Source organism: Prevotella falsenii DSM 22864 = JCM 15124 (assembly GCF_000613945.1).
Lineage (GTDB): Bacteria > Bacteroidota > Bacteroidia > Bacteroidales > Bacteroidaceae > Prevotella > Prevotella falsenii.
Genome location: NZ_BAJY01000009.1, coordinates 37,463 through 62,673 on the forward strand (window position 1 = coordinate 37,463; position 25,211 = coordinate 62,673).

The window sequence follows — 25,211 nt, forward strand, 5'->3', positions numbered from 1 at the left end:
ACACCGATAAAAAATTGTCTATTCCACTACTACTTCTTGTTTCCAACAACATATACGCCCTTACGCAGACCACGAAGCGTGGTGGTTTGGCGGCGCACGAGTTTACCGTCGATGGTGTAAACATCGAAAGGCTTGCCGTCTGCAACAATGTTGTCGATACCCGTAGCAACGCTTACTTCAACAGGAGCAGACTCTGTTCCGTCGGCATAGATTGCTGTTACGGCATATCGTGTGCTGTTTCCTGCAGCGTTGTCTACATAGTAGAACTGAATATCAGGCACCTTATCGATGCGCTCTCCCTCACGGTAAATACCGTAATGCGTTGGCACAGGCGTCTCCTTGGTGAAGGTTACGTCGTCAATACCAAACATCAGACCGGTCTGTGGTGTCTTCTGATGGATTGCAAAGTAGGTCGTACCTGCCGGAATATCAATGGTTATCTTCTCCCATTCGCCCGATATGGCTTGTCGGTTCTTGACAACGATGTTGGTGAAATCGGCTACTTTGTTTCCTGTTGTCGAGCAAAGCACATCGTAATCTTCTATATAAGCGGCGTTGTTTACGACCATGTTGTGTGCATAGAACGATATTGTTTGTGCCTGACCGGAAAGTTTCGGACTGATAATCCAGTTGTCGCTGTTCACATAAGCTTGTCCGGTAGCGTCCAGTTCGTAAGGAACGGCAGCGTATTGCTTGCCCGAGAATGCCAGCAACCAAGGGTTAAGGCGTGGCACGTCTTCGCCCAATACATAGGGATTGAAGATGATATAGGCAAACTGCGTGAACTGGTTAGGATACCAAAGGTCGTTGAAGAAACCACCTGCATAGCCTTTGTTGCCATCTACCAAAGTCCAATCGCCGAACTCCGTAGACCATGCGTCGTAGCGTTCGAAGTCTTCCGTTACGGTTTGTGGCTCTGTATTCGGAGCTCTCCATATAAGCGAAACCTTCGATTTTTCCCTTATTCCACGCAAATCCCGAACTTTTGGCTTTTCAGAATCTTCGAGTCTGATAATAAATTCGGCGTTGTTGTCGGCGTTATCCAAGTCCTTATCGTATTCAACTTCTGCCACTACCTTCATTTCTTTTGCTTCTTTGATGATGGCAGATGTAGGAACATCAAAGGTCAGAGTGCGATTATTGAATGACGCGAGTGCCTCTGTCTGGTCGGAAGAAACTATTTCCTTGTCGCCGGACTTTATGCGTACGGTGAACTCTTCGGCTTCCTTCTCGCCTATGTTCTCAACTCTTACATTGAGTTTGGCATTGCGTCCCTTGATAACTTTGCCTGTTCCGGATACGGTAACAGCCAAGTTGTGGCGTTGAACCTCCATTACACGAATGTTATCAACGAAGATTGGCGCACGGTTATTGCCACCGATGGCTTTGAAACCTACAAATATGTAGCGTTCGTTTTCAAATCCTTCCAATGGCACGACTTCGGTTAGCATGGCTCGCTGCCATTTATTTTAGCGAAATCGATGGTCTTCAGTTCGGTGCGAGTGCCGTCAGGGCGTTGCACAAACACAACGAGCTTAGTGTCGGGGAACTCTTTTCGCGAGTAGTTGAATATCAATTTCGGGGTGGTTGTGCCCATTAGCGAAATCTTTCCTGTACCTAAAGTACTTTCATCGCCTGCATTTGTCGGTTCAAAGCAGAGCGCACCGCCGTCGTTATCGTATGCTACGCCGCGTCTAATCTTCCATGATGTGCCTTTGTATCAGCCAACCAAACCAATGAAGCGAGCGAGGCATTGGCAAAACTCTCCTTGAACGGAACGTTGTAAGCCTTGCCCACAACCAAGCGTGTTGTAGAGATGGCACCGCTACCCTGTTCGTTCTGTGCCGAAATGCCCCAATAAGCAAAGCGTTGTGTGCCGTCGTTGAGGTCGATTGATGTTACGTCGAAGTTGGTTTTGTTCTTGAACGATGCCAAAGTGTCGGCAGGTTCTTTCGTATTCTTCATTGACATAACGGTGTAGGTAACCTTTTCAGGGAAGACAACGCCTCCGTTGGCTCCCACCGTAGAAATCTTATCCCACGACAGAGCTGCCATTGTGTTCTTGTCTTCTGCCTTGAAACCCGTTGGGGCTGCAGGCATATCGGGTCCGACAAAGGCTTTCGCCACTGCTTCGCGGCCTGCGCCCGACGCATTATAGGCTACCACCTTATATATATGTGCACCCTTTGCAACGTTGTTGTCTTGATAGTTCAACTTCGCACCGCTTGTTATATGATTTTTCATCACGGTAAGTTTGACATCGTCGCGATATACGACTGCCGAATCCAACTGTGCAGCAAGGGCATCGCCACCGATGGTTTTTGTAGGCATGGTGAAGTTGAGCGTGGCTTTATTTGCGCCCGTTTGGTCTACTGTTACGGTGAAATCGGTCGATGCGTCGGGTGCTGTCAGAAGCGAACCGAGAGTTATTTGGAAGTTGCGAACATAGAAACGCCATTGGTTAAGCGCACTTCGGTCGTGAATTGCCAAACGATATATACCGTCTGTCGGTACTCTAAGTTCGTAAGAAAACTTCGTCTGCTCTTTCGGAACAACTACCGGCTGTCCCATCTTCGTGTAGGTTGCAGGGTTGTAGCCCGTGCCATAGGCAACCTCCATAACCTCTGTATATTCTGCGGCAAGCACATTATAGGCATCGAACGAAACGCTGTAGAGTCGGTCGGCTTTCAGTTCAAACGGTGGCGACATAAGCCAGTCGTCTGCCGCACTCTTAGAATTATAGCCCGATTGCGCACGTCCCATAAAGTCGTCTGCCAATCCCCACTCCCATGTTTCGCCGTCGTCGTTGGCATCTACCGAAGTAAAGTTGTCGAAAGAGTCATCGTTGGCGAAGCTTTCCGTGAACGGTGGTGTGATTGCCTTGCCGATTACGATTCCGTTAGACGCCACCGGCTTGCCCACTTTGTTGCCCGCTTTCGGTGTAACAACATAGCTATACTTCTTCAAATCGGTAGCTGTGAGCACCGCTGATGTGCTTGTTCCGACGAAATCGGTCGCTACTTGCACATTGTCGGGCATTCTCTGCACGTCGTATTTCACATCGCCTACATAGCCTCCGTGCTCGCCTTTCGTTACAGCAGTCCATGAAATGTGGGCTGTTGTGCCGTCGTAGTTGAACTTCACGCGTTCTATTTCGGCAGGAATGTCGTAGCCCACCCATGCAGAATATCTGACCTTGGGCGACGAGCCGGCAGCGTTGGCAGTGGTAACGAGGAATTTGGTGTCGCCACCGGGAACGGTTATCTCTGCATCGACCTTCGAACCTGCCGCTACCACGTCTTTCTTTATGGTGTCGTTGTTGGCTACAACATAGTAGGTTATGTTGCCTGTAAGGCTCTCGCCGTTCACCTTTTTGCTTGGTGCGGTGAACTGCACGCGACCCGTAGTGTTGCCTTTGTCGAACACAATCTTCAGGTCTGCAATACGTGCAGGGGCTTCGGGCGAAGCCGTTGTTACAGGTATGGTGAGACCGAGCACCTGCGATTCGAGCGGTATATCGCCAATCTTGTTGGCGCGCCCTGTAGCGAGGTCTACATTGTAGAGTGCCGAATGTCCGTCTTTATCTACGCTTGCCCAGTAGAAAGTATTGGTTTTTTGGTCTATTTCTCCACTCTGCAAATAGTATTTCCCTTGCTCGTTCTTGACAGTTACGCCGGTCGGACCGACAAGTGTTTCCTTTCCGTCGGCAGTACTGATAGAATAGAGGTCGCCATCGAGCGATATACCGTAGAGCGTTCCTTCGTTGCTGATGCCGAGCGCAACAAACTGATGCTTCGCCCAACCGATGAATTGGCGTTTCATGGCAGTGTAGTCGATAGTTGCCCATTGCAGGTTCGTACCGGTTTCGTCCCAGAATACACCGTAGATTTTGCCTGTGTTGCGGTCTTGTGCTGTTTCCATTGCACACAGCGAAAGCCCGTCTTGCCCGAGGTCGTCGTCCGACAGCTGTTCCCATGTGTCTATATCGTAGGTGAAGTGGTGCACCACGATGTGGTTGTTAGAGTACGCGAGGAAGTCCAAATACATAGCATGGAACACGTCGCCCACGATACCGCAACCCGAATTTACCTCCATGAAATCCATAATACCCAACGGATTTACTTGAACGGGAGCCGTTGTGCCCACCGAATACATACCGTAGGCAGCCGAACCAACCTTCCAGCCTTCCTGATGAATGATGTTTCCCCACAGAACAGTGCCTGCAGGAGCTTTCAGCACAGGCGCACCGAGTGGTTTCTGCAGCGGTGCCCCCACTACTTGCAGCATCGGACTATCTGTATTAAGAAGTGAGCCAACAGGCATATTCAGTGTTGAGCCCCGCACCAAACCGCCTTGTCTGCTTGACAAGACATCTCTCAATTTACTCTCGCGCCGGCTGTTTCCCTGTGCCATAATTCCCAACGGCAGGCACAGCAAAAAGGCTAATAACCCGGCGAACATAAAGTTAGACTTCTTTTCCATAAGCAATAAATTTAGTATTTAATATATTACCACAATGATGACGAAAAAGATTGCCAATAGTTTCGTATCTGCGTACGGCTTCCCGGCTTTACTTCTCTACCACCAAGTGTGTGGTGTTGGCAGTGCGCACATTGTAGCTGTCTTTCGCCAAAGCTACGTATCGACCTGCCTGAAGATTGCTTTTCTTATCTCAGATTTCTGATTGTTACGTTCCCGACCCTACCCTATATATAAATAAGGTGTAGCCAAGTATATGCTTTTTATTTATTTTTCTTGTCGGTAAAGCTCTACTAATTTTTGCAAAAATAAAAATATTATTTTAACTACACAAACGAAAAGAAGAAAAATCGTGATGTTTTTCAACATTCTATCAATATTCCATACAATAAAAAAGGAAAATTGCTGATGGCTGAAAGCAACGCCTTAACAGCGTCTACTGTAAGGATAAAACTTTTCATTGGCAAGTCCGGATATTCCATTGTGGCTGCTCAAAATACCCATAATTTATGTAAACATTTTTCGCAACCGTAACTATTGCGTAACCATCTCGTTATCAATGCTTTGCAAAACCTATTGTTTTGCATTCCAAAACCGTAGGTTTTGCACGGTAAAAGCGTAGGTTTTACAACGCAAAACCTACGGTTTCGCAACGCCAAAGCGATTATATCACTTTTTTAACAGAATTATCTTTACAAAAACAAGGAGCAGATACAGAAAAAACATACTGGCTGTTTGAGAAGCGCAAGCAGCAAATTCAGGAAAAGCAAACAGCAACTTTTTTGAAGTTGGCACAAAAAAAGACTCGCATGCTATCACAGCTTACGAGCCCATAGAACCAAAAATATAATCTGAATTTATACCTATGAAAACCTATCTACATAAAATTTTGAAATGCCTTAAAGTATCCTTTTGTTTCGCTTTAATACTAAAACAGACATATTCATAATTATCTTGAAAAGCAATCTATTTACCTTTAAACTCTTTACCTATATTGGTTTTGTTCGGTGCAAAGGTACGCACTAACCATCAAATCATCTAAATACTTATTGCTTTTTCGCATATTTTTATGCGCAATCGTTTGCAACAAGAGCCGTGAAACGTATGTTTCTACTGCACAAGACATTGCTATTGTGCCCGTTGCACAGCTTGCAGAAGTGCTACTCGTTGCCTTATGACTATCCCGAAATGCAGGAAGAAAACTGTAAAAAGCAGCGTGCTGCGGCATAAAAGCAGACAACGCATTGTACGCTCGCGAAGCTATTGCACAACAAAAAAATAGAAAAAAAGACAAAACATTTCAGTTTTTTAGAAGAAAAGCATTATTTTTGCATTAATTACATCACAGCTACAATCAATTCATTAGCTTAAACCTATTATAACACAACAAAACGCCCAAACCTCCGACACGGCGTTGCTCTGCGAAGAGAATCAACAGGGAGGTGCACCTAATAACAATGAAAACCGGACTACCAATCGGAAAAGGCTACGTAACAATCGTTGCCATGTTCATCACATTCTTTATTCTGCCTGCCCAAATACAGGCACAAACCGACTATGCCCTTTGGATTTCAGGCTATGCGGTAACCGACCAGAACTGCAAAGACCTGTCGAAGATTAAGGGCGTAACGGGCAAAGTGTCGTACGACCCTGACACCAAAACCCTCACAATGGAAGATGCAAGGATAGACGGAGGCAACTTATTCGCTATCAAATCGGAAGTAGAAAACCTCATCGTAAAGGTTATCGGCACCAACAACATTACAAACAAAGAGTTTACAGCCGTTACTTTCTCAAAAAGAGCAGCCATTACAGGTGGCGGAACACTCAATATAGAGGGCGATTTCGACTGCGCCATCTTTGTAGACAAAACGTATCTTGTTATCGACCACTGCACCGTGAACGCAAAAGGCAACGAGTGCGGTATCTCCGGAGACGACGGAAAGAGTGGCGAAAAACTTGGTATCAGCAATGCTACCGTAACTGCTGAAGGCAAAGGCAAGGGCTCTATCTGCAACTTCGATAAGATGCCGCTGAAAAGCTGCGCCCTCGTTGCGCCCCGAAAAGCAAGGTTCAACGCTGACGCACACGGTGTAACAGTGAAAGGAAAGATAACAACCGAGAAGATAACCATCAAGCCTGTAGACTACTACGGCCTTATAATAGGCGGCTTGGCAATACATACGGACAACTGCAACGACCTTTCCACACTTGAAGAAGTGGACGGAACGGCAAAGTACGACGACAATACAAAAACGCTTACGCTCGACAATGCCACCATCAAGGTAACGGAAGAAGACCGCTACGGCTTGTTCAGCTTTATCGACGGCTTAACAATCAACCTGATAGGCAACAGCACCATCACCTCTGAAAAGGCATGGGGACTGTTCAACTACGAAAGCTGTGCCCTCACCATTACGGGAAATGGCAAGCTCACCATAAACGGTGCGGCTGTTCCAAATGCCGTAGACCCCAACGCAGGCATTGTAAATCGTGGCATCATCACCGTAAGCGGGTGCACCCTCGAAGCAAACGGAGGCATCTACGGACTGGGTAACGGTATGTGGAAATTCGACCGTTGCAACGTATTTGCAAAGGGCGGACCATGCGACGACATGTATTCGGGCACCATATCATGGCTGACAAGAAAGCCGGAGTTCGTAGAATGCAAAATCATAGTGCCCGCAGATGCCTACTGGGAGAAGTTTGAGAGTGCCAACAAGAGCTACTATTCGCTCTTCGGTGCAGACAAAAAGGTTGTTACGGGCTTGGTAGCCATTCAGGCAATCACTGCCGGCATCGATGCACCCACGAGCACCGACGCTGCCACAACCCCACGCAGCATCTACAGTCTCAGCGGCGTACGTCTCTCCGGCGAGCTGAAAGACCTGCCAAAAGGTATTTACATTGTAAACGGAAAGAAAGTTGTAAAACAATAGGAAAGGTATGTGGGAATGCCCTGCAAGGCGTTCCCACACCTTATTATATTATAGTCTTATACCCTGCGCACAATTACGCCAATCACTTTCAAGGCGTTCCCACACCTTATTATATGATAGTCTTATACCTTATTATAAAGTGAGCTCGGCATAAGAACGCAGGTTAAACACGTAATCTCGCAGATGTTTTTAAGCAAGTTCGCTAATGAACCGGTGAGCGTTTTTCGGTTTAATCTTGTAAAGATAATTCCGTTAAAAAGTGACATAATCGCTTTGGTGTTGCGAAACCGTAGGTTTTGCGATGTAAAACCTACGGTTTTACCGTGCAAAACCTACGGTTTTGGAATGCAAAACAATAGGTTTTGCAAAGCGTTGGTAGTAAGATAGTTACGCGATAGCTATGCTTGCGAAAAATATTTACGTTTTTATTGCCTTCTTTTTGCAGAAAAACAGCGTGAATTCGGTGTAGGAATTTAGGAACGAAGATACTTTACTTCCTCCTGATTGAAACCCGCAAGAATTTATAAAAATTCCATTCCGACATTTCCGCTTCTATACCTTAGTGTAGGTATTACAATCCTTTAATACTGTCAAAAATATGTGTTATATTGACAATTTTAATTAAAATCCCATAACTTTTAGGTATTGCGAGTGAAGTAACAATATCGTACTTTTGCACTGAAAAAGATGTAATGTTGCATTAACAACCCAGTTTATGAACAGAATAACAACAGGCTTGCTGGCCGGAATATTGATTTTCGCAGCATCAGCAAGAGTAAATGCGCAGGTAAACGCTGCCGACTCGGTGATGAATCACGACAAGAAAGGCAAACTGAGTGTAGGCGGTTATGGCGAGGTTGCGCTCTCGCGAATGTTCTACAGTAACAATGTTTATAAGTATATGGACCCCGGCAAGTACAAGAACGACCCAAGCCACGGTCAGTTCGATATACCGCATGCTGTCATCTACCTAAACTATAACTTCGGCAAAGGCTGGAGCATGGGAACGGAAATAGAGTTTGAACACGGCGGAACGGGTTCAGCCTATGAGAAAGAATACGAAGAAGGAGGCGAATGGGAAGCTGAAATAGAGAAAGGCGGCGAAGTGGAACTGGAACAGTTTTGGCTTCAGAAGCAGTTCTGCGGAGGCAAATTCAACATTCGTGCCGGACATATCGTTGTGCCCGTAGGCTTGAACAATGCCCACCACGAGCCGATGAACTTCTTCACCGTGTACCGTCCTGAAGGCGAAAACACCATTATGCCAAGCACATGGCACGAGACGGGTGTCAGCGTTTGGGGACGAACAGCCCATTGGCGATACGAACTGCAGTTCCTTGCAGGACTTGATGCATTGCAGTTTACACGCAATGGCTGGATTCATTACGGCACGAAGAACCCATTCGAGTTTAAGCCTGCCAACAAATACGCAGTGGCTTTACGCATCGACAACTATCATATTCCGGGACTGCGATTGGGCATTAGCGGTTACATAGGCAACTCGATAGACAACAGCTACACGCGCGACGCCAACGGAAAGGAAAGCAAACTGCACGGAAAGGTGGCTATCGGAAGTTTCGATTTCAGTTTCAATAAATACAATTGGATTGTACGCGGACAAGCAGACTACGGCTATTTGGGCGATGCCTACGACATTTACACGCTGGCAGGACGCCAGAGTCGCACCGCGCCTTACTCGAAAGACTACGTTGGAAAGAACGCCGTGGCAATAGGAATAGAAGCCGGCTACGACATTTTCTCGCGCATAAACACACTCCGTGCCGACAATCAGAAGCTCTATATCTTCGGTCGTTATGAGTATTACAACTCGTATATCCCCGACAAACGACAGCCCAACTTTGAATATACCAAAAAGACGAACATCGCTTTCGGTATCAACTACTATCCTATCCCGCAGATAGCCATCAAGGCAGACTACAGTCATAGGATTTTGAAAAGCCCGTATAACAACGAGCCAAGCCTGAATATAGGTATTGCCTACGAAGGCTTCTTCCTGTAAAAACAACACAAATAAAATTTAAATAATTATCAGTAACAATGAAAAAGATTTTTAATTTCACATTCGTATTGGCAGTTGCCGGCACGCTCGCATTAGGTTTCAGCTCATGTAGCGATAAAGACGATAACACTCCCGAAGTAAAATTAAGCGAAGGCGACCAGTATTTGCAGAATGCAATCGGCACCTATGTAGACAACACCGTGAACCCAACGTATGCAGCAATGGCTGTTGCGGCAGACCAACTGTACAACAAGGTGAAGGAAATTCATGCTGCGTCAAAGACCAAGAGCGTTAATCAGACTATGGTGAACGAGGCATGCCAATACTGGAAAGAAGCACGTCTGCGTTACGAAAAGAGCGAGGCTTTCCTCTTGGGAGCTGCTGCCGACTACAACATCGACCCACACATCGACACTTGGCCACTCGACCTTGCTGCCCTCCACACACTGCTTTCTAACACAAAGCAGATACAGAGCTACGACGCTGAAGACGGTGTGGCACGCGCCAACAGCGACCTTGGTCAGACGGTGCTTGGTTTCCATGGCATCGAATTTATACTCTTCCGCGACGGACAGCCAAGAAAAGCTGAGGAACTGAACGGTTTCGACACCTACAACCAGAACGGACAGGACTTCACAAAGTTCTCCGGCGAATACGAACTGATATATGCCGAAGTGGTTGCAGGCGACCTTCGCAACGCCATCTTCCAATTGGAAGTATGCTGGAACGAGAATGCTCCGAAGGCACACGTAGATGTATTGGAAGCCTTTGAAATGAAGACACACATGCCATTGAGCGACACAAGCTACGGCTGGAGCGTGAAACACGCCGGCGAAGCAGGGTCTACATTCCGCAGCATCAAGCATGCTGTAAGTTCAATCCTTGTCGGCGATGGCGGTTGCGCAGCTATTTCAGACGAGGTTGGTCAAAAGAAGATAGGCAATCCGTTCACCGGAGAGGACGTTCACTACATTGAATCGCCATACTCTTACAATTCACTCACCGACTTTTCCGACAACATTCAAAGTATCAACAATGTATGGAATGGTGGCGTAGAAGAAGCTCGTGGAAAGTATTCGTTCGCCGAATACTTCAAGAAATACGAACCAACTATCGGTAAAGAAGTGCAGGACGCTATCGACAACGCACAGGCTGAAATCGGCAAAATAAAGAAACCATTCGCTCTTAACTACACCGACCCACAGTGCAAGAAGGCTATGGAGGCTTGCGCAGCATTGTCAAAAGCCCTCGCCAACGCCGACGAATTCATCGCAAAGAACAACAAGTAAGTCTCATTATCGGGATTTTCTAATACTTCGGTCATCATTTCAAGCAAGGAAATGGTGACCGATGGTTTCACTTCAAAAACATTATAATATGAACAGAACAACACTTAACAAACTGTTTGCCATTGCATTTGCAGGGCTTACATTTGCCGCCTGTTCAGACGACAAGATAGAAATAATAGACAACGAGAACGATTTCGTGAACAAACCGGTGGGCAACTTCACTGCCGCAGAGTGGAATCCGGGGGGCGAGCTTGGCACTACCACCAACGAGCAGGGCTGCTATTCCAACCCTTCGCCTGCAGTAGAAGAACAAGGTCTCTTCAATATCTTCAAAAAAGGAGAGGACTTTTTCGAGCACACCTACACCCTATCAACCCTCCCATTCAGAGGTTTAGGACCGGCTTGGGTGCGCTCCGGCTGCGAATACTGCCACCCTTCCTACGGTCATGGCAAGCGACAGAACAGCTATCGCGCCAATGTGATGGGCAACGGATACCTCCTTGTCATCTATCACACGCAAGACGGAGTGAACGACGATGGCACACAATACAAGGCAGGAAACTACATTAGCGAGGTAACGGGTATGCCACAGACGCAGGCAATGTATCCGTTCAAGGCACCGGTTGATGAAAACGGTATTCACATGCAGTGGCTGAAAGCAACCGATGAGCACGGAAACAAATTCCCTGATGGCGAGACCTACAGCCTCACCTACCCTGAAGTAACCATCGAGCGCAGTGCTTTCAACACCATTCCAAAGCCAAAAGACTACGAAGTACGCTTGGAATCGACCATCGGTCTCTATGGTACAGGTCTTTTAGACGCCATCGACCAAGACTCTATGGAGGTGCAACACCGGCGTGCAGCACGCTTTCTTACACTCAATCCGAACATGTGGGACGCAGCTGCCAACACATGGGCAAAGTCTGCCTACTACACTTTTGCCAACGGAATAAACAACACCAACGGCAAAGCCGACGATGTTAAGCGCATCAAACGCTTCACTTACGGCATGACACGTGCCACGCTTCAAGACGGTCCGGGGGCGAATGCGATATGGAACATCACCAACGTAACCCGTTCAGACCGACACTATCTCTACACCACAGATGCGTGGGCAAAGGCGATGAGCGAAGACCCGACCGTCATTGCAGAAATAAAAAAGCAGGGTGCTTCACCGCTTTCGTTGCTCCACCCCTACTATGCTGACGGCACAGACGAGGGCATCAAGCAGCAGGTATTCAAGCTCTTGGGACTCAATTCGCCCACAAAGGCAGACAAAGACGTGTTTGAAAAGAACTATCTGAACGTAGCACCGGAAAACGGTCGCGAGGAAATGACCGACGCAGACTTCTATGCGTTCATGGTATGGCACCGCGGTCTTGCCGTTCCACGAGCACGAGAGCTGCAGAATAAGCAGGTGCAACGTGGCAAAGAGTTGTTCTACGAGATGGGCTGCACCCACTGCCACCGCCCATCATGGACTATCCGACAGGACAAGGTGTGGTACGACAACATCTCAATGGCGCACGGCAAGCTCCCAACATACAACAACCAAACCATCTGGCCCTACACCGACCTTGTGCAACACAGACTCTATATGGTGAACGATATTCGCACCGGGTGGTGCCGAACCACGCCTTTGTGGGGACGCGGACTGTCGGCACAGGAGACGGGAGCGAGCGAACGACTCCACGACTGCCGCGCACAAACCGTCGTAGAAGCCATTATGTGGCACGGTTACAGCAAGAAGAGCGACGCCTATAACGAAACGCAGAAGTTCTATAAGCTGTCGAAAAACGACCGCGATGCTGTGGTTGCGTTCATCAACGCCATATAATATATAAGGTGAAACAAACACGAAACAAAAAATGTAGGGACACATGCACGGCATGTGTCACTAACGTGAGTTCGCTATAAGAAAGTAGTTGAGCAAGCTATCTCGCAGATGTTCTTTAGCAAATTCTCTGATGAAACAGCGAGCGTTCTTCGGTTGAACATTGTAAAGATAATTCTGTTGAAAAGCAACAACTGCGTTTTAATATTGCGAAAGCGGCTGCTTTGCAACGCAAAACCTACGGTTTTACCGTGCAAAACAGCCGCTTTTGCAGTGTAAAACAATAGGTTCTGTAATGCGCTGATAGTTAAAGAGTTAAGCGATAGTTATACTTGCGAAAAATATTTACGTCTCTATTATCGCCCTTTCGTTCTTTTGTCGTTCCTCGAAAAGTGCGTTTTCTCGCCATGACAATGCTCAAATGAATTTGGAACACCCACGAATTGAAACGGCGGAATGATTTAAACGGAAAAGGAAACGAGGGAACAACAAGGAGCTGAATAGCCAATATCAGGTACGAGGAACAAAATAAATACCCTTACGCTGTTGCTGCCTTGCTCGTAGAAACAATTAATACAAAAACATTGAAAATAGATGATTAAGAAAGTACTCTGCGCACTCTACATCACCATTATCCTTGTAATGGCTGTCGCAACGGTGGTAGAACATTTCTATGGCACGCCCTACGTAAGTACAACCATATACGGAAGCCGGTGGTTCACACTGTTGTGGACGCTGCTTGCAGCGGTCGGACTGACCTATATCTTTAAACAAAGACTTCGCAAATGGAGCACGCTCCTGCTCCATCTGTCGTTTGTCGTTATTCTGTTGGGGGCTTTCCTCACCCATACCACCGCTTTCAAGGGCATTGTACACCTCCGTGGCGACCAGCCCACGAACAAGTACACCATCATGACGGCTATGAACCAAACCGAAACACGCACCCTACCTTTCTCTATAAAACTCGATAGGTTCGCCATAGACTACCATTCGGGCACAAAAGCCGCAGCCGACTACACCACCCACTTCGCCATCATCGACGGCGAACACACCCTAAAGGCGCAAGTATCAATGAACAAAGTGTACGACTATAAGGGTGTGCGCTTCTATCAAGCCAGCTACGACACCGACAACCGAGGCAGCTATCTCAGCGTAAACAGCGACCGATGGGGCATTCCGGTTACCTATACGGGCTACGGACTGCTATTTCTTTCGCTCATCTGGCTGCTTATAGACCCGAAAGGAACGTTCCGCCAACTGCTGAAAAGTCCTGTACTGAAGAAGGGCGCACTCGTTATTGCACTGCTTTTCGGAAGTTGCAGCCTCGCCGAAAGCGGACTGTCTCTTCAGAACAGTGCCACCGCCGCAACGGTTGTGCCTCGCGAAACTGCCGAGAAGTTCGGACAATTGTTCATCAACTACAACGAACGCATCTGCCCCATGCAGACTTTTGCCTACGAAATGGTGAAGAAACTGTACGGAAAACGCAGCTATAATGGCTACTCGCCCGAGCAGATACTCATGAGCTGGATACTATTTCCGGAGGATTGGAACAACGAACCCATCATCAAAATCAAGAGTAGCGAGATGCGCCAACAACTCGATTTGCCCGAATATACCACTGCCCACGCATTCTTCAGCAACGGTGCCTATCGTCTCGGAACGTATGTCGAGCAATACCGACAAGGCAATCAGGACGCCTTCCACAAGGCTTGTGCCGACATAGACAGCAAGTTGCAGATTGTAATGACGCTGCAACAAGGCATTCCGCTCACCATTTTCCCCCACACACAAGGCAGTTCCACTGTGTGGTACAGCCCTAACGACGTTCTGCCCAAGTCGTTGCCACAAGCCGATGTGCTCTTTATCAAGAACATTTTCGCTATCCTTCACGAATACATCGTACTGCAAAAATACACCGAAGTCAATACCATCTTGGGCAAAATTCGCAAGTATCAGCTGAAGAACGGGGGCACTTCGATACCCTCCGACACACAAGTAAAGGCTGAAAGACTTTACAACCAAGTGCCTTTCGCTACCATTCTATTCATGTTCAACCTTGCAATGGGACTCCTTACGCTGGGCTTTACGCTCTACCGACTGGTTACAAAGAAAGATAAAGTAAGCAAACATATAAGCCGGCGCACCATAGAACGCTTCTCGCTCGCTGTACTTTTTCTGTCCGAAACCGCCCTCACCGTCTGCCTCGCTCTGCGGTGGATAGTATCGGGCAACATTCCTTTGTCTAACGGATACGAAACTATGCTCACCGTGGCATGGCTGGTTATACTCGTTGCCTTTGCTGCTTATCGCAAGGCACGCATCACTCTTGTCTTCGCCTTTCTGCTCTCCGGCTTCTTTCTTTTGGTCAGCCACATTTCCCAAATGGACCCTGCCATCGGTCAAATGATGCCCGTGCTCAACTCGCCCCTGCTTAGCGTCCACGTCAGCATCATCATGATGAGCTATGCACTCTTGGCTTTAACCTTCATTTGCGGGCTCACCGCCCTCACCATATACCTTATATATAAGGTACGCACAGCCGCTGCAGACCAACAGAAAACCATCGCCGACGAACAGAAAGCCATTGCCGACCAACAGTTGCAAGCCCTGCAAGTACTCTCACGGCTGTTCCTCTACCCTGCCATCACCACGATGGGGCTTGGCATTTTCATCGGTGCCATCTGGGCAAACATCAGTTGGGGCAACTATTGGAGCTGGGATCCGAAGGAAACATGGTCGCTTATCACCCTGCTCGTGTATGCCGTAGTGCTCCATACGCAGAGTCTTCCCTCTTTCCGCAAGCCGCTCCGCTATCATGTTTATATGGTGCTGGCGTTCCTCTGCATTCTCATGACCTACTTCGGCGTGAACTATTTCCTTGGCGGCATGCACTCCTACGCATAGTTTTGCGTCTAACGAACAAGCACAAAGGGGCGGCTCCACGCCGGCATAGTAGCGCAGAAAGTCTGCCGCATATAGGCATTAGCGTGGAAAGGGTGTTGCTTTGGTTATATGGAAGCCCTAGACATTCTAGGTAACCTAGGTATACTAGGAAGAATAGAACCCCTTGGAAGAGCTTAAGGCACAACTGCATAAAACGCAGAAAAATAACAAAAAAGTTGATATTTTCACAAATATTTCTTACATTTGCAGTCTTAAAAGCCGGATACGGGCTGTCTTCTCAGGGCACAGAAAGCCCGACAGAGCAAGCTAAGAGGTTGTGGAAAAGTGTAAGAAATCCTGTTGCACGCCATACCTTTGCCATTTCTCCGCATATATTGGTAATTATATTCTTAACCTATAACAAAAGATTAACAAAACGTATGAAAAAGTCAGACACTACTGTTTCTATCAAAAACTATTCCAACGAGTCTAAAGTAATCAAGTGTTACAAGCGTTATGCGCCGCTCTACGACCTGCTTTTCGGCAGAGTATTTCAGCAAGGACGCCGAGCAATCATCAAGGAGATGAAGGGCATCGGCACCAAAGACGTGCTCGAAGTGGGTGTAGGTACCGGTCTGATGCTACCGATGTATCCTCAGGACGTTACTGTTACGGGGGTAGACATCTCTAAGGAAATGCTCGACAAGGCACAAGAGAAAGTAGACAGTAGCCGTACTGCTGCCGTATCGCTGATGCAAGTCAATGGCGAACAGCTACCCTTTCCCGACAATCATTTTACTTGCATCACGCTGCCCTACACATATTCCGTAACCCCCGACCCCATCAAGCTCATCAAGGAAGTCAGGCGCGTCTGCAAGAAAGACGGCTTTATCATCATCGCCAACCATTTCTCGGGTGTTCATTCTCCTTGGGCAATGTTCGAAAAGATAGTCAGTCCGTTTGCCACGAAGATAGGCTTTCAGTCTGAATTCTCTTATCAGACCTATGTGGAAAATCTCAATTGGAACGTAGTAAAGAGTTATTCGTGCAACCTTTTCGGTCTATCGCGCATCGTTGTGGTCAAGAACGACTGACAGAGCGGTGCATTCTAACACCGCCCTTTCAATAGGTTTCCATGACAAAAGCGACAAGAAGAAAGGGAAAAAGCAACAAAAAGAAAGGACTAAAACGCTGCTGAAATAGTGAGAGTCTTTCCGTTTAACTTTGCAAAGATAATTCTCTTGGAAAGCGATAATTGCGTTTTGACACGCCGAAAGCGGCTGTTTTGCATTGCAAAACAGCCGCTTTTACTTTGCAAAACCTACGTTTTGGAACGCAAAACAATAGGTTTTGCAATGCTTTGATGCAGAGATAGTTATGCAATATATACGCTTACGAAAAATATTTACGGTGCAGCAAAGCGCAAACTGTGTGCGAATGCAAGTGAAAGAGCAGAGATTTTTTTATATCGAACTCACGTTATAATGATACTTTGCAGCTGCAACAGCATTTCCAACAGACAACGTTCTCCTTCCGATAACGTTGCAACAAAAAATAAAAAACATTAGAAAATATTTCAAATTCTAAAACAAATATATTATTTTTGCATAAGATAAGCTGCACTCGGACATTTGAGAATAAATTCTCATGTCGCTCGTTGGCGTTATCTTTGCACAAGATAGTACCGGCGAACGGCATAAGCATATATACCGAAATGCACGCGGGCAACCTGTTAAACCTAAAAACAGCTACAACAATAAAAGCATTAACGCAAAACCTAATTCATCACATAAAATGCCCAAACCTCCGATACGGCGTTGCTCTGCGAAGAGTTTCAACAGGGAGGGAACAATTAACAATGAAACCAAATCTACTTAGGAAAAGCTATGCAGCCATGGTTGCACTCTGCATTGCCATGCTTGCCATGCCTACAAAAATGCACGCACAAGAGAAGTACGACCTGATTATCGCAGGCGAACAGGTTACTGCGAAGAACTGCAACGACCTTTCTGTAATCTCAGGCGTAAAGGGAAGTGTGCGCTATTACCCCAAAAACAAAATCCTTTGGCTCGAAAACGCCGGCATAGAAGCAACAGGCGAGGCACACGGCATCAGCTCGAAAATAAAAGGACTGATGATTGTTGTAAGAGGAGACAACACCATTTCTGCCGACGGAGGTGCTGCCATCAATACCGAAAATGCATATTGCACCCTGACAGGAAAAGGGAAAATGAAACTGCACGGAAAGAGTTTCGGACTTCACGCCACCAACAACGCAGGCATAACCATCGATGGCTGTACCATAGAATCGGACGGCTCAATCGGTGCTGAAAAAGGAAACACCGAGATAACCATTATCCGAGCTACATCACAGCAAAGGGAAGCACACACGAAACGATGCGCGGCATTATGAAGTTCACCCTCGAAGACTGCGAAATCATGCAACCCGCAGGTGCCGCATACGACGCTGCGCTGAAGGGAATCGCAGCAAACGGACAGCTGGTAAAAGACAAGGTGGTTATCGAATCTATTGCCTACCCACTCGCCATTGCAGGTAAGTCGGTAACAACAAAGAACTATAACAATCTCTCTCAGATTGACGGAGTGGCCGGAACCGTAAAGTACGACCCGCAAACAAAGACCCTCACCCTTGAAAATGCCACCATTATGAAGGAAGAAAACGGTCCGAAAGCCATCTCGGTAGAAATCCCTGACTTCACGCTGAAGGTTATCGGAAACAACTATATCACCTCGAAAGGTTCCACATTCACCGTTGCAGCGACCGCAACCGTTACGGGTGGCGGAACCCTCAATGTGCAAAGTCTTGACAACTGTGCCGTCTTTGTAAACCAAACCAGCCTTACCATCAAGGATTGCACGGTGAATGCGAAAGGCTACCAGTTTGGTTTTGCCGGCTGGGACGGCAATTCTAACGAGCAGCTGAACATAGACAATGCCATGGTTACAGCCGAAGGCAAGGAGCACGGCAGCATCTGCGATTTTGCATCGCTAACGCTTACAAAGTGCGTTATCACGCAGCCCATAGGCGCAGTGTACGATACGAAACAGCACTTTTTGGCTGTAAATGGGCAGAAAGTAAGAGGCAAGGTGGTTATCAGCAACGACCCGGCAGCCATCAGTAGCCCTACTGCCGACACAGCAGTGGTGCAAGGTGTTTACAGTCTTAGCGGTGTTCGCCTTTCGGAAGATTTAAACAGTCTGCCAAAAGGTATTTATATTGTGGACGGAAAGAAGGTTGTGAAGCAATAGAAGAAAGTGTATAGATGTGCCGGCAATGGCATTCCCACACCCTATATACTTAATATTAACATGCGTTCGATGTAAGAATTATGCCAATATATTATTTTATAAGACTTTTAAAAAGAATGGATTATGATTTAATATAGTTATAATCAAGAAGAAGTGAAGCATCTTCCGAGTCTAATTCTTACACCGAACTCACGTTATTTATAAATGTTTTCGTTCAGCCAAATGCGCAATGCCAAATTTATTTGAGCATTGCCATGGCGAGAAAACGCACTTTTCGAGGAACGAGAAAAGAACGGAAAGAAGCCAAGAAAAAGCATAAAAAAGGCCCATAAAATCGTAAATATTTTTCGCAAGCATAGCTATCGCGTAATCAGCTGTACGTCAGCGTGTTGCAAAACCTATTGTTTCGCGTTCTTAAACCGTAGGTTTTGCACGGTTAAACCGTAGGTTTTGCATCGCAAAACCTACGGTTTCGCAACGTCAAAGCGATTATATCACTTTTTAACAGAATTATCTTTACAAAATCAAACCGAAAAACGCTCAATGTTTCAGCGGCTGTTTTGCAATGCAAAACAGCCGCTTTTAACATGCAAAGCCTACGTTTTCGGCTCGCCAACTCGTGCGTATTACATACTGTTGCTTCTTTCTTGTTGCAAACGAACCATACGGGCGAACTCGCCGTTGCGGGTCAGCAGCTCGTCGGGTGTGCCCTGTTCGCTCACCGTACCGCCGCTAAGCACCACGATTTGGTCGGCATTGCGGACGGTGCGCATGCGGTGGGCGATGATGATAACGGTTTTGTTGCGCACCAATTCGGAGATACCTGCCTGTATTTTCGTTTCGTTCTCGGCATCAAGGCTTGCTGTGGCTTCGTCGAGAAGTATGATGGGTGCATTCTTCAGCAGGGCGCGGGCAATGGAAATGCGCTGCCGCTCGCCGCCGGAGAGGGTTTCGCCGTTTTCGCCGATGACGGTATCGTAGCCTTGCGGCATTCGACTAATGAAGTCATCGCACTGTGCCAGTCGGGCAGCGTGGCGCACTTCCTCGTCGGTAGCATTGCGCTTGCCGATGCGAATATTATCGGCAACAGAGGCATTGAACAGCAACACGTCTTGAAAGACAATGGAATAGTGTTGCAGCAGCGTTTCGGGGTCAATCTTCGAGATGTCGTTTCCCCCCACAAGAATTTGTCCGTCGTCGATGTCCCAAAAGCGTGCGGCGAGCTTGGCAGTAGTGCTTTTGCCCCCACCCGACGGTCCTACGAGGGCGGTAACGGTGCCTTGGCGTGCGGTGAACGAAACATTGTGCAGCACTTGCTTCTCGGTTTCGTAGGCAAAACTTACGTTGCGGAACTCGATGTCGTAGTTTTCGAGTCGGACGGCTGAGCTTCCCTCCTGCGCGGGCATACTTTCTATTTCCTTCATGCGGTTGATACGCACGTCGAGAAAGGAGAGCAGGGCAAGAAAGTTGCACACTTCGATAATGGATTATAGACCATTGCCGAAGCAATAAGGAAAGCCAGATAGCTGAACATCGACACTTCGCCTTGCTGCAACAGCCACGCTCCCACCAATATAACGGTGGGCATGCCGAGCTTGAGCAGCATTCCGGCGAGGTTGAGGAATACGCCTGACAGGAGTTCGCCGCGCACCAGCTCGCGCTCGTAGCCCTTCAGCCGTTCGTCGAAGGTGCGGCAGTATGCCTGTTCGCCGCTGTACGACTTTATTTCCTGTACACATTCCAAACCTTCCTGTATCTGTTCGGTTACGCCGCGCTTCACTTTATAATGCTCGACGAAGGCTTTGTGGAGCTGGCGGCGCGACAACAGAAGGGTGGTTACGGCAAGCGGAACGACCCAAAAGAGGGCTAAAGCCAAGTGCCAGTTGTAGCAGAACATACCCACGGCGATGATGATGACGCTCAGAGCCGACGCAAACAGTTGCGGAACAGCGTGCGAGAAGGTTTGTTCGAGCATCGTGCAGTCTTCCATTACGGTAGAGGTGAGGTCGGAAAGGTTGCGCTCTCCGAAGAAAGCGAGGGGCAGTCGGCGCAGCTTTTCCGCCACTCCGATGCGGCGTTGGGCACTCTCGTTGTAAACGGTAGTGTAGGTGCTGTCGTACTGTCGGCGGGCTATAAAGAACATAAGCACTGCCAATGCCGCTGCCACAAGCACGTAGAACCACAGCGTGTGCGGCTCGGTGTGGAGGTTGGCGTCGATGTATTCCATGAGGAAGAAGAACAAATAGGTGGGCGGCAGCATCAATGCGAGGTTCAGCAGTGTAGAGAATGCGATGCCATTCCGCAAGTCTTTCGCTCCTTTTTCGGTGAGGGCGAACCGTTGTTGAAGATATTTAATCATAGTTTTATGTCCTTTCTGTTAGGTTTTATAGTTTCCATGCAACCGACTTTTGGTATTCGTTCCACATCTTATAATATAGCGCAGCTTGTTCCATGAGCTGTTGGTGCGTACCTTGTTCGACTATTCTGCCGTTGTCTACCACGACAATGTTGTCGGCATCTTGCACGGTGGTCAGTCGGTGGGCTATCATCAGCACGGTTTTCCCACGTGTCAGATGGGCAAAGGCTTGCCGTATAAGGTGCTCGTTTTCGGGGTCGGCAAAGGCGGTAGCTTCGTCGAGCACCACGATGGGGGCATCTTTCAGAATGGCACGGGCAAGCACTATGCGTTGCTGTTCGCCGCCGGAGAGGTATGTTCCCTCCGCTCCGATGACGGTATTCAACCCCTGTGGCAGCCGCTCGATGATTTCCCGGCTCTGCGAAAGGTCTACGGCACGGTTCACCTGTTCCATTGTTGCATCGGGACTGCCGTAGCGTATGTTCTCCAAAATGGAGGTCTTGAACAGTCGGGTGTTCTGAAACACGAACGACACGTTGCGCATCAGCGTTGCCTTATCCATGTTCCGAACGTCTACACCGCCTATTTTCAAACTGCCTTCGCGCACGTCCCAGAAGCGGGGAATAAGCCTTGCAATGGTTGTCTTGCCACCGCCGGACGCTCCCACCAGCGCAACGGTCTTGCCTTGCGGTATGTCGAGGTCGATATGACTTACGGCATCGCGCTCCGCAGCTTCGTATCGGAACGACACATTGCGCAGACTGACGTCGAAGACTGCTGCTTTCTCGGGATTGGAACTTTCGGGAAGCGGCGGCGTAGCGGTGAGTTGCTCCAACCGGTCTACCGCTTCGTTTGCCATAAAGAGGTTCTGACTGAGGTGCATGGCTTTCATTACATTGGCCGAAATGACAGGTGCGATGAGCACATAGAGCACCATATCGGCAACGATGACCGTTGTTTCGCCGCCGTGCCCTATCATTATGATGCCCGTAGGCACCAGCAGAAAGGCGAAAGCATTGATGGCTACGGTGTAAGCAGACATAGGTGTGCGCCACGAAAGGGTGTATTTGATGACGAGGTCGCGGTAGTTGATGATGCTGTCGTGAAAGCGTTTGAACGAGAATACCGTCTGTTGGAAGACTTTCACAACGGGTATTCCGCGCACGTACTCTACGGCTTCGGCACTCATTTTCTCCTGTGCGTCGAGGTACATACGTTGGAAATGGTTGCTTTTAGGGCTCATCATATAGCCCATGATGCCGAAGGCGCACACTATCGGCACCATTGCGGCAATGCCCAGCTGCCAGTCTACCGCCATCAACAGCACGACAATGCCAATCGGGGCGACGATGCTGCCTGCCACATCGGGCAGTATGTGTGCCACGAAAGTGTGTGTCTGGCTCGAATCTTCGTCGATAATCTTGCGCATGCGCCCCGTGTTCTGCGTGTCGAAAAAGCCCAACGGCACACGCATAAGCCGCTGCATGGCAGTGCGCCGCATATTGGTTTCGATGCGAAAAGCGGCAAGATGCGAGAGCATAAGGGCGGCGAAGTAGAGCAAAACATTCGCCACCGACACCACGAACGCCGCAATGGCATAGTCCCATATAGGCGTATCGGCAAGATTTCCGTCGGCAGTGAACAGCGTACGCACCACCAACCACAAGAAAACAAAGGGAACTAACGACAGCAAACCATTGACTGCCGACAGCACAACGGAGCAAGGGAGCAACATTCTGCGCCCTCCCATGTAAGCTCCTAAACGTTTGAGTATTTTTATCATAGTCTTTTATTATGTTTTAAAAAGTTTCTTTTCTCGTTCCTCGAAAAGTGCGTTTTCTCGCCATGGCTATGCTCAAATAAATTTGGCATTGCTCATTTGGTTGAACGAAAACATTGTTTTATGGTTTCATCAGTTCTTTCCAGCCTGCCATGCTGTAGGCTGCATACTGTTCGAGCGCACGTTCTATCTCGCATTCTTCATAGTCTTCGTGCTGCACAAGTTCGCAGAAGATGTTCACCCACATAGAACTTGCAATGTGCAGGAAGAAGGGCGATATGTCGATATTGATGTGCGGATAGCGTTCTTTCATCAGTTGCATGTATTCAGCCCCTATCTTCATCTGGTGCTCTACAATTCTTTCCTTGTACCCGGAAAGCGATGTTCCTTCGGCATTGAACAACAACAACCGGAGTTCGGGGCGGTAATTCCTTATAAGTTCTTTCATGGCGGTGAGGTATTCGTTCTGAAAAACACTTACGTTAAATACCTTAATGTTAAGGTTTCGCTCCTGATTATGAGAAAGCAGATGGCGGTTCAGGGCAGCAATAAGCGGGTGCAGCACCTCGCAAAACAGCTCGTCCTTGCTGCGGAAGTAGTTGTACACGTTGCCCGCAGCAATGCCGGCGCGCCTTGCCACGGTTCGTATGGAAGTGTATCGCACGCCGTGAGCGATAAATTCCTCGCGCGCTATCGTTACGATACGTTGCCTGATGTCGTTCTTCAATGTCTGCATAGCGTAATTATAAAGGTGTCAATAATGAACCAAGTGTGTTTTTGTTCACACAAAAAACGCACCGTTTCAAAACCGAACGGTGCGCTTTATAAAACGAGCAAGGTTGCTCTATCTGTCTATAAATGTAGTTTCTTCGCATAAAAGCAATATTTATTTTGCAAAAGTAGCAAAGATATGAAAACGCCACAATACCCAAAAATGGGTATTTTATAAGGCATACGAGCCTGCCATGTCGGTGCACCGGCTACACGTTCCCTACGCCCGGCAACCGCCCACGGACAAATAACAACCGCTCGAAACCTTGCAAAAAACATGACAAAACGCCGTTTTCGCTTACCAAACGTAACACGCTGACAATCAGTAACTACACTTTTGCACACCGAAACCTGTTGTTTGGCATTGCAAAAGCGTAGGTTTTGCACGGTAAAAGCGTAGGTTTTGCGATGCGAAACCTACGCTTTTGGAAAACCAAAGAAAAGCTCTTGCTTTTCTGTAAATATTTCAGAAGGTGTCTTTTCCGACAACCACCCACTTGCAACGTGGGTTCGTAGGAACGTGCAATCACGATGCCCACGGCTTTTCCGTTGCTTATTTGGAATGCGGTGTGCCCTTTCCGAACAACTTTTGGGCATTCTTCCACAGTATCATTTCCTTGTAAGGTTGCAGGTCGGGCGCAGACGAAAGATAGTCTTTCATGCGCTGCAAGCCGCCTGTAAGCACATGCGGGGCAACATAAGGAAAGTCTGAACCATAGAGAAGACGGTCGGGCGAGGTGATGGTGAGCAGCAACCGAACGGCTTCAAGGGAATGCGAGCCGGACAAATCATAGTAGAACGGTGCCAAATTCTTTTCCCAGTCGATTGCCCCGACGAGCTTTGCCTGCTGCATTACGGGCGTGAGCGACTTCATTCGGGGTATGGCTATGGGCAGATAAGCACCGCAATGGGGAACGATTATCTTCAGATTGGAATACCGTGCCGGCACGTTACGACTAATCATGTTGGCAACGGCACGTGTCGTTTCGGAAAGATACTCCTGCATGGCAAGCGGTGTCTGTGCCATAACCTGCTCGTTGATGGGTTCCGGCTTGTGCGGGTGGAGCACCACAACAGCATGCCGCTCGTTCAGAAAAGCCATCAACGGGTCTAATTCGGGTGCACCAAGATACTGCCCGCGCACATTGGTTGCCAGCTTTATGCCGTCGGCATGGAGTGTGTCGAGGGCATACCGCGCTTCCTCGATGGCTGCATTCACGTCCGGCAGAGGCAACGTGGCACACCAAAGGAAGCGGTCGGGGTATTCGCTTTTTATGCGTGCAGCCTCCTCGTTAAGCTGACGGACGACACTGCGGCTCTCCCGAATGTCGCCGAAATAAGGCTGTGGAGCAGCCAAAGTAAGCACGGAAGTCTTCACGCCTGCCTCGTCCATGAACTTCAACTGGCTTTCTACGCTCCATTGAGGAAGCGGAAACCCTTCTTCCAACAAAGCATCATGTCGGGTGAGAGCGTCAAGATAAGACGGCGAAACGACGTGCGAATGTACGTCTATGATGTTCTGTGCCGATACGGTATGAAGCGAAGAAGCCATTAACAGTGCCATTATGATAGTCTTTTTCATTG

16 protein-coding genes and 1 pseudogene are annotated in these 25,211 nt (G+C 48.0%); 10 read left to right on the plus strand and 7 right to left on the minus strand.

Annotated features, from left to right (window positions below; genetic code table 11):
• Positions 1-29 precede the first annotated feature (29 nt).
• The 3 genes from JCM15124_RS16480 to JCM15124_RS16490 form a co-directional block, all read right to left on the minus strand.
• Positions 30-1,451, minus strand: a complete 1,422-nt coding sequence (locus tag JCM15124_RS16480; protein ID WP_232220090.1) for a choice-of-anchor J domain-containing protein — start codon at positions 1,449-1,451, stop codon at positions 30-32.
• Positions 1,445-1,597 (minus strand): hypothetical protein, encoded by a 153-nt coding sequence (locus JCM15124_RS16485; RefSeq protein WP_232220091.1) that lies wholly within the window; start codon positions 1,595-1,597, stop codon positions 1,445-1,447. Before JCM15124_RS16485 ends, JCM15124_RS16480 begins: the two co-directional genes overlap by 7 nt.
• 86 nt (positions 1,598-1,683) lie before the next feature.
• Entirely contained in the window at positions 1,684-4,482 is a 2,799-nt protein-coding gene (locus tag JCM15124_RS16490; RefSeq protein ID WP_232220092.1) for a choice-of-anchor J domain-containing protein, read from the minus strand.
• A 34-nt stretch (positions 4,483-4,516) separates the two neighbouring features.
• Between JCM15124_RS16490 and JCM15124_RS15835 the strand changes: the two genes are divergently transcribed.
• The 10 genes from JCM15124_RS15835 to JCM15124_RS13350 all read left to right on the plus strand — a co-directional run bounded on the left by JCM15124_RS15835 (position 4,517) and on the right by JCM15124_RS13350 (position 18,720).
• Positions 4,517-4,684 (plus strand): hypothetical protein, encoded by a 168-nt coding sequence (locus tag JCM15124_RS15835; RefSeq protein ID WP_156930668.1) that lies wholly within the window; start codon positions 4,517-4,519, stop codon positions 4,682-4,684.
• 899 nt (positions 4,685-5,583) lie between these two features.
• The gene (locus JCM15124_RS16930) at positions 5,584-5,709 is read left to right on the plus strand and encodes a hypothetical protein (RefSeq protein ID WP_262499266.1); all 126 of its coding nucleotides are present in this window, start codon (positions 5,584-5,586) and stop codon (positions 5,707-5,709) included.
• Between the two features lie 227 nt (positions 5,710-5,936).
• A complete protein-coding gene (locus JCM15124_RS14535) occupies positions 5,937-7,418 on the plus strand; it encodes a hypothetical protein (protein ID WP_024998566.1) in 1,482 nt (493 codons plus the stop codon).
• Positions 7,419-8,133: 715 nt separating this feature from the next.
• The gene (locus tag JCM15124_RS05140) at positions 8,134-9,438 is read left to right on the plus strand and encodes a hypothetical protein (RefSeq protein ID WP_024998567.1); all 1,305 of its coding nucleotides are present in this window, start codon (positions 8,134-8,136) and stop codon (positions 9,436-9,438) included.
• A gap of 38 nt (positions 9,439-9,476) precedes the next feature.
• A complete protein-coding gene (locus JCM15124_RS05145; protein ID WP_024998568.1) occupies positions 9,477-10,727 on the plus strand; it encodes an imelysin family protein in 1,251 nt (416 codons plus the stop codon).
• 88 nt (positions 10,728-10,815) lie between these two features.
• The gene (locus JCM15124_RS05150; protein ID WP_024998569.1) at positions 10,816-12,567 is read left to right on the plus strand and encodes a di-heme oxidoredictase family protein; all 1,752 of its coding nucleotides are present in this window, start codon (positions 10,816-10,818) and stop codon (positions 12,565-12,567) included.
• 591 nt (positions 12,568-13,158) lie between these two features.
• Positions 13,159-15,471, plus strand: a complete 2,313-nt coding sequence (locus JCM15124_RS05160; protein WP_024998571.1) for a cytochrome c biogenesis protein CcsA — start codon at positions 13,159-13,161, stop codon at positions 15,469-15,471.
• A 419-nt stretch (positions 15,472-15,890) separates the two neighbouring features.
• The gene (locus JCM15124_RS13340) at positions 15,891-16,544 is read left to right on the plus strand and encodes a class I SAM-dependent methyltransferase (RefSeq protein WP_036885127.1); all 654 of its coding nucleotides are present in this window, start codon (positions 15,891-15,893) and stop codon (positions 16,542-16,544) included.
• A 764-nt stretch (positions 16,545-17,308) separates the two neighbouring features.
• Complete coding sequence (locus tag JCM15124_RS13345) at positions 17,309-17,863, plus strand: hypothetical protein (RefSeq protein ID WP_156930669.1); 555 nt, start codon at positions 17,309-17,311, stop codon at positions 17,861-17,863.
• Positions 17,848-18,720 carry a hypothetical protein gene (locus JCM15124_RS13350; protein WP_051527362.1) on the plus strand — a complete coding sequence of 291 codons (873 nt, stop codon included), beginning with the start codon at positions 17,848-17,850 and terminating at the stop codon, positions 18,718-18,720. Before JCM15124_RS13345 ends, JCM15124_RS13350 begins: the two co-directional genes overlap by 16 nt.
• A gap of 626 nt (positions 18,721-19,346) precedes the next feature.
• Here JCM15124_RS13350 and JCM15124_RS13355 read toward each other — a convergent pair.
• The 4 genes and pseudogenes from JCM15124_RS13355 to JCM15124_RS05205 form a co-directional block, all read right to left on the minus strand.
• A pseudogene (locus tag JCM15124_RS13355) lies at positions 19,347-21,079 on the minus strand (ABC transporter ATP-binding protein).
• Positions 21,080-21,104: 25 nt separating this feature from the next.
• On the minus strand, positions 21,105-22,859 hold the full coding sequence (locus JCM15124_RS05195; RefSeq protein ID WP_024998573.1) for an ABC transporter ATP-binding protein: 1,755 nt from the start codon (positions 22,857-22,859) through the stop codon (positions 21,105-21,107).
• A 118-nt stretch (positions 22,860-22,977) separates the two neighbouring features.
• Positions 22,978-23,592, minus strand: a complete 615-nt coding sequence (locus JCM15124_RS05200; RefSeq protein ID WP_024998574.1) for a TetR/AcrR family transcriptional regulator — start codon at positions 23,590-23,592, stop codon at positions 22,978-22,980.
• 588 nt (positions 23,593-24,180) lie between these two features.
• A complete protein-coding gene (locus JCM15124_RS05205) occupies positions 24,181-25,209 on the minus strand; it encodes an amidohydrolase family protein (protein WP_024998575.1) in 1,029 nt (342 codons plus the stop codon).
• Positions 25,210-25,211 lie beyond the last annotated feature (2 nt).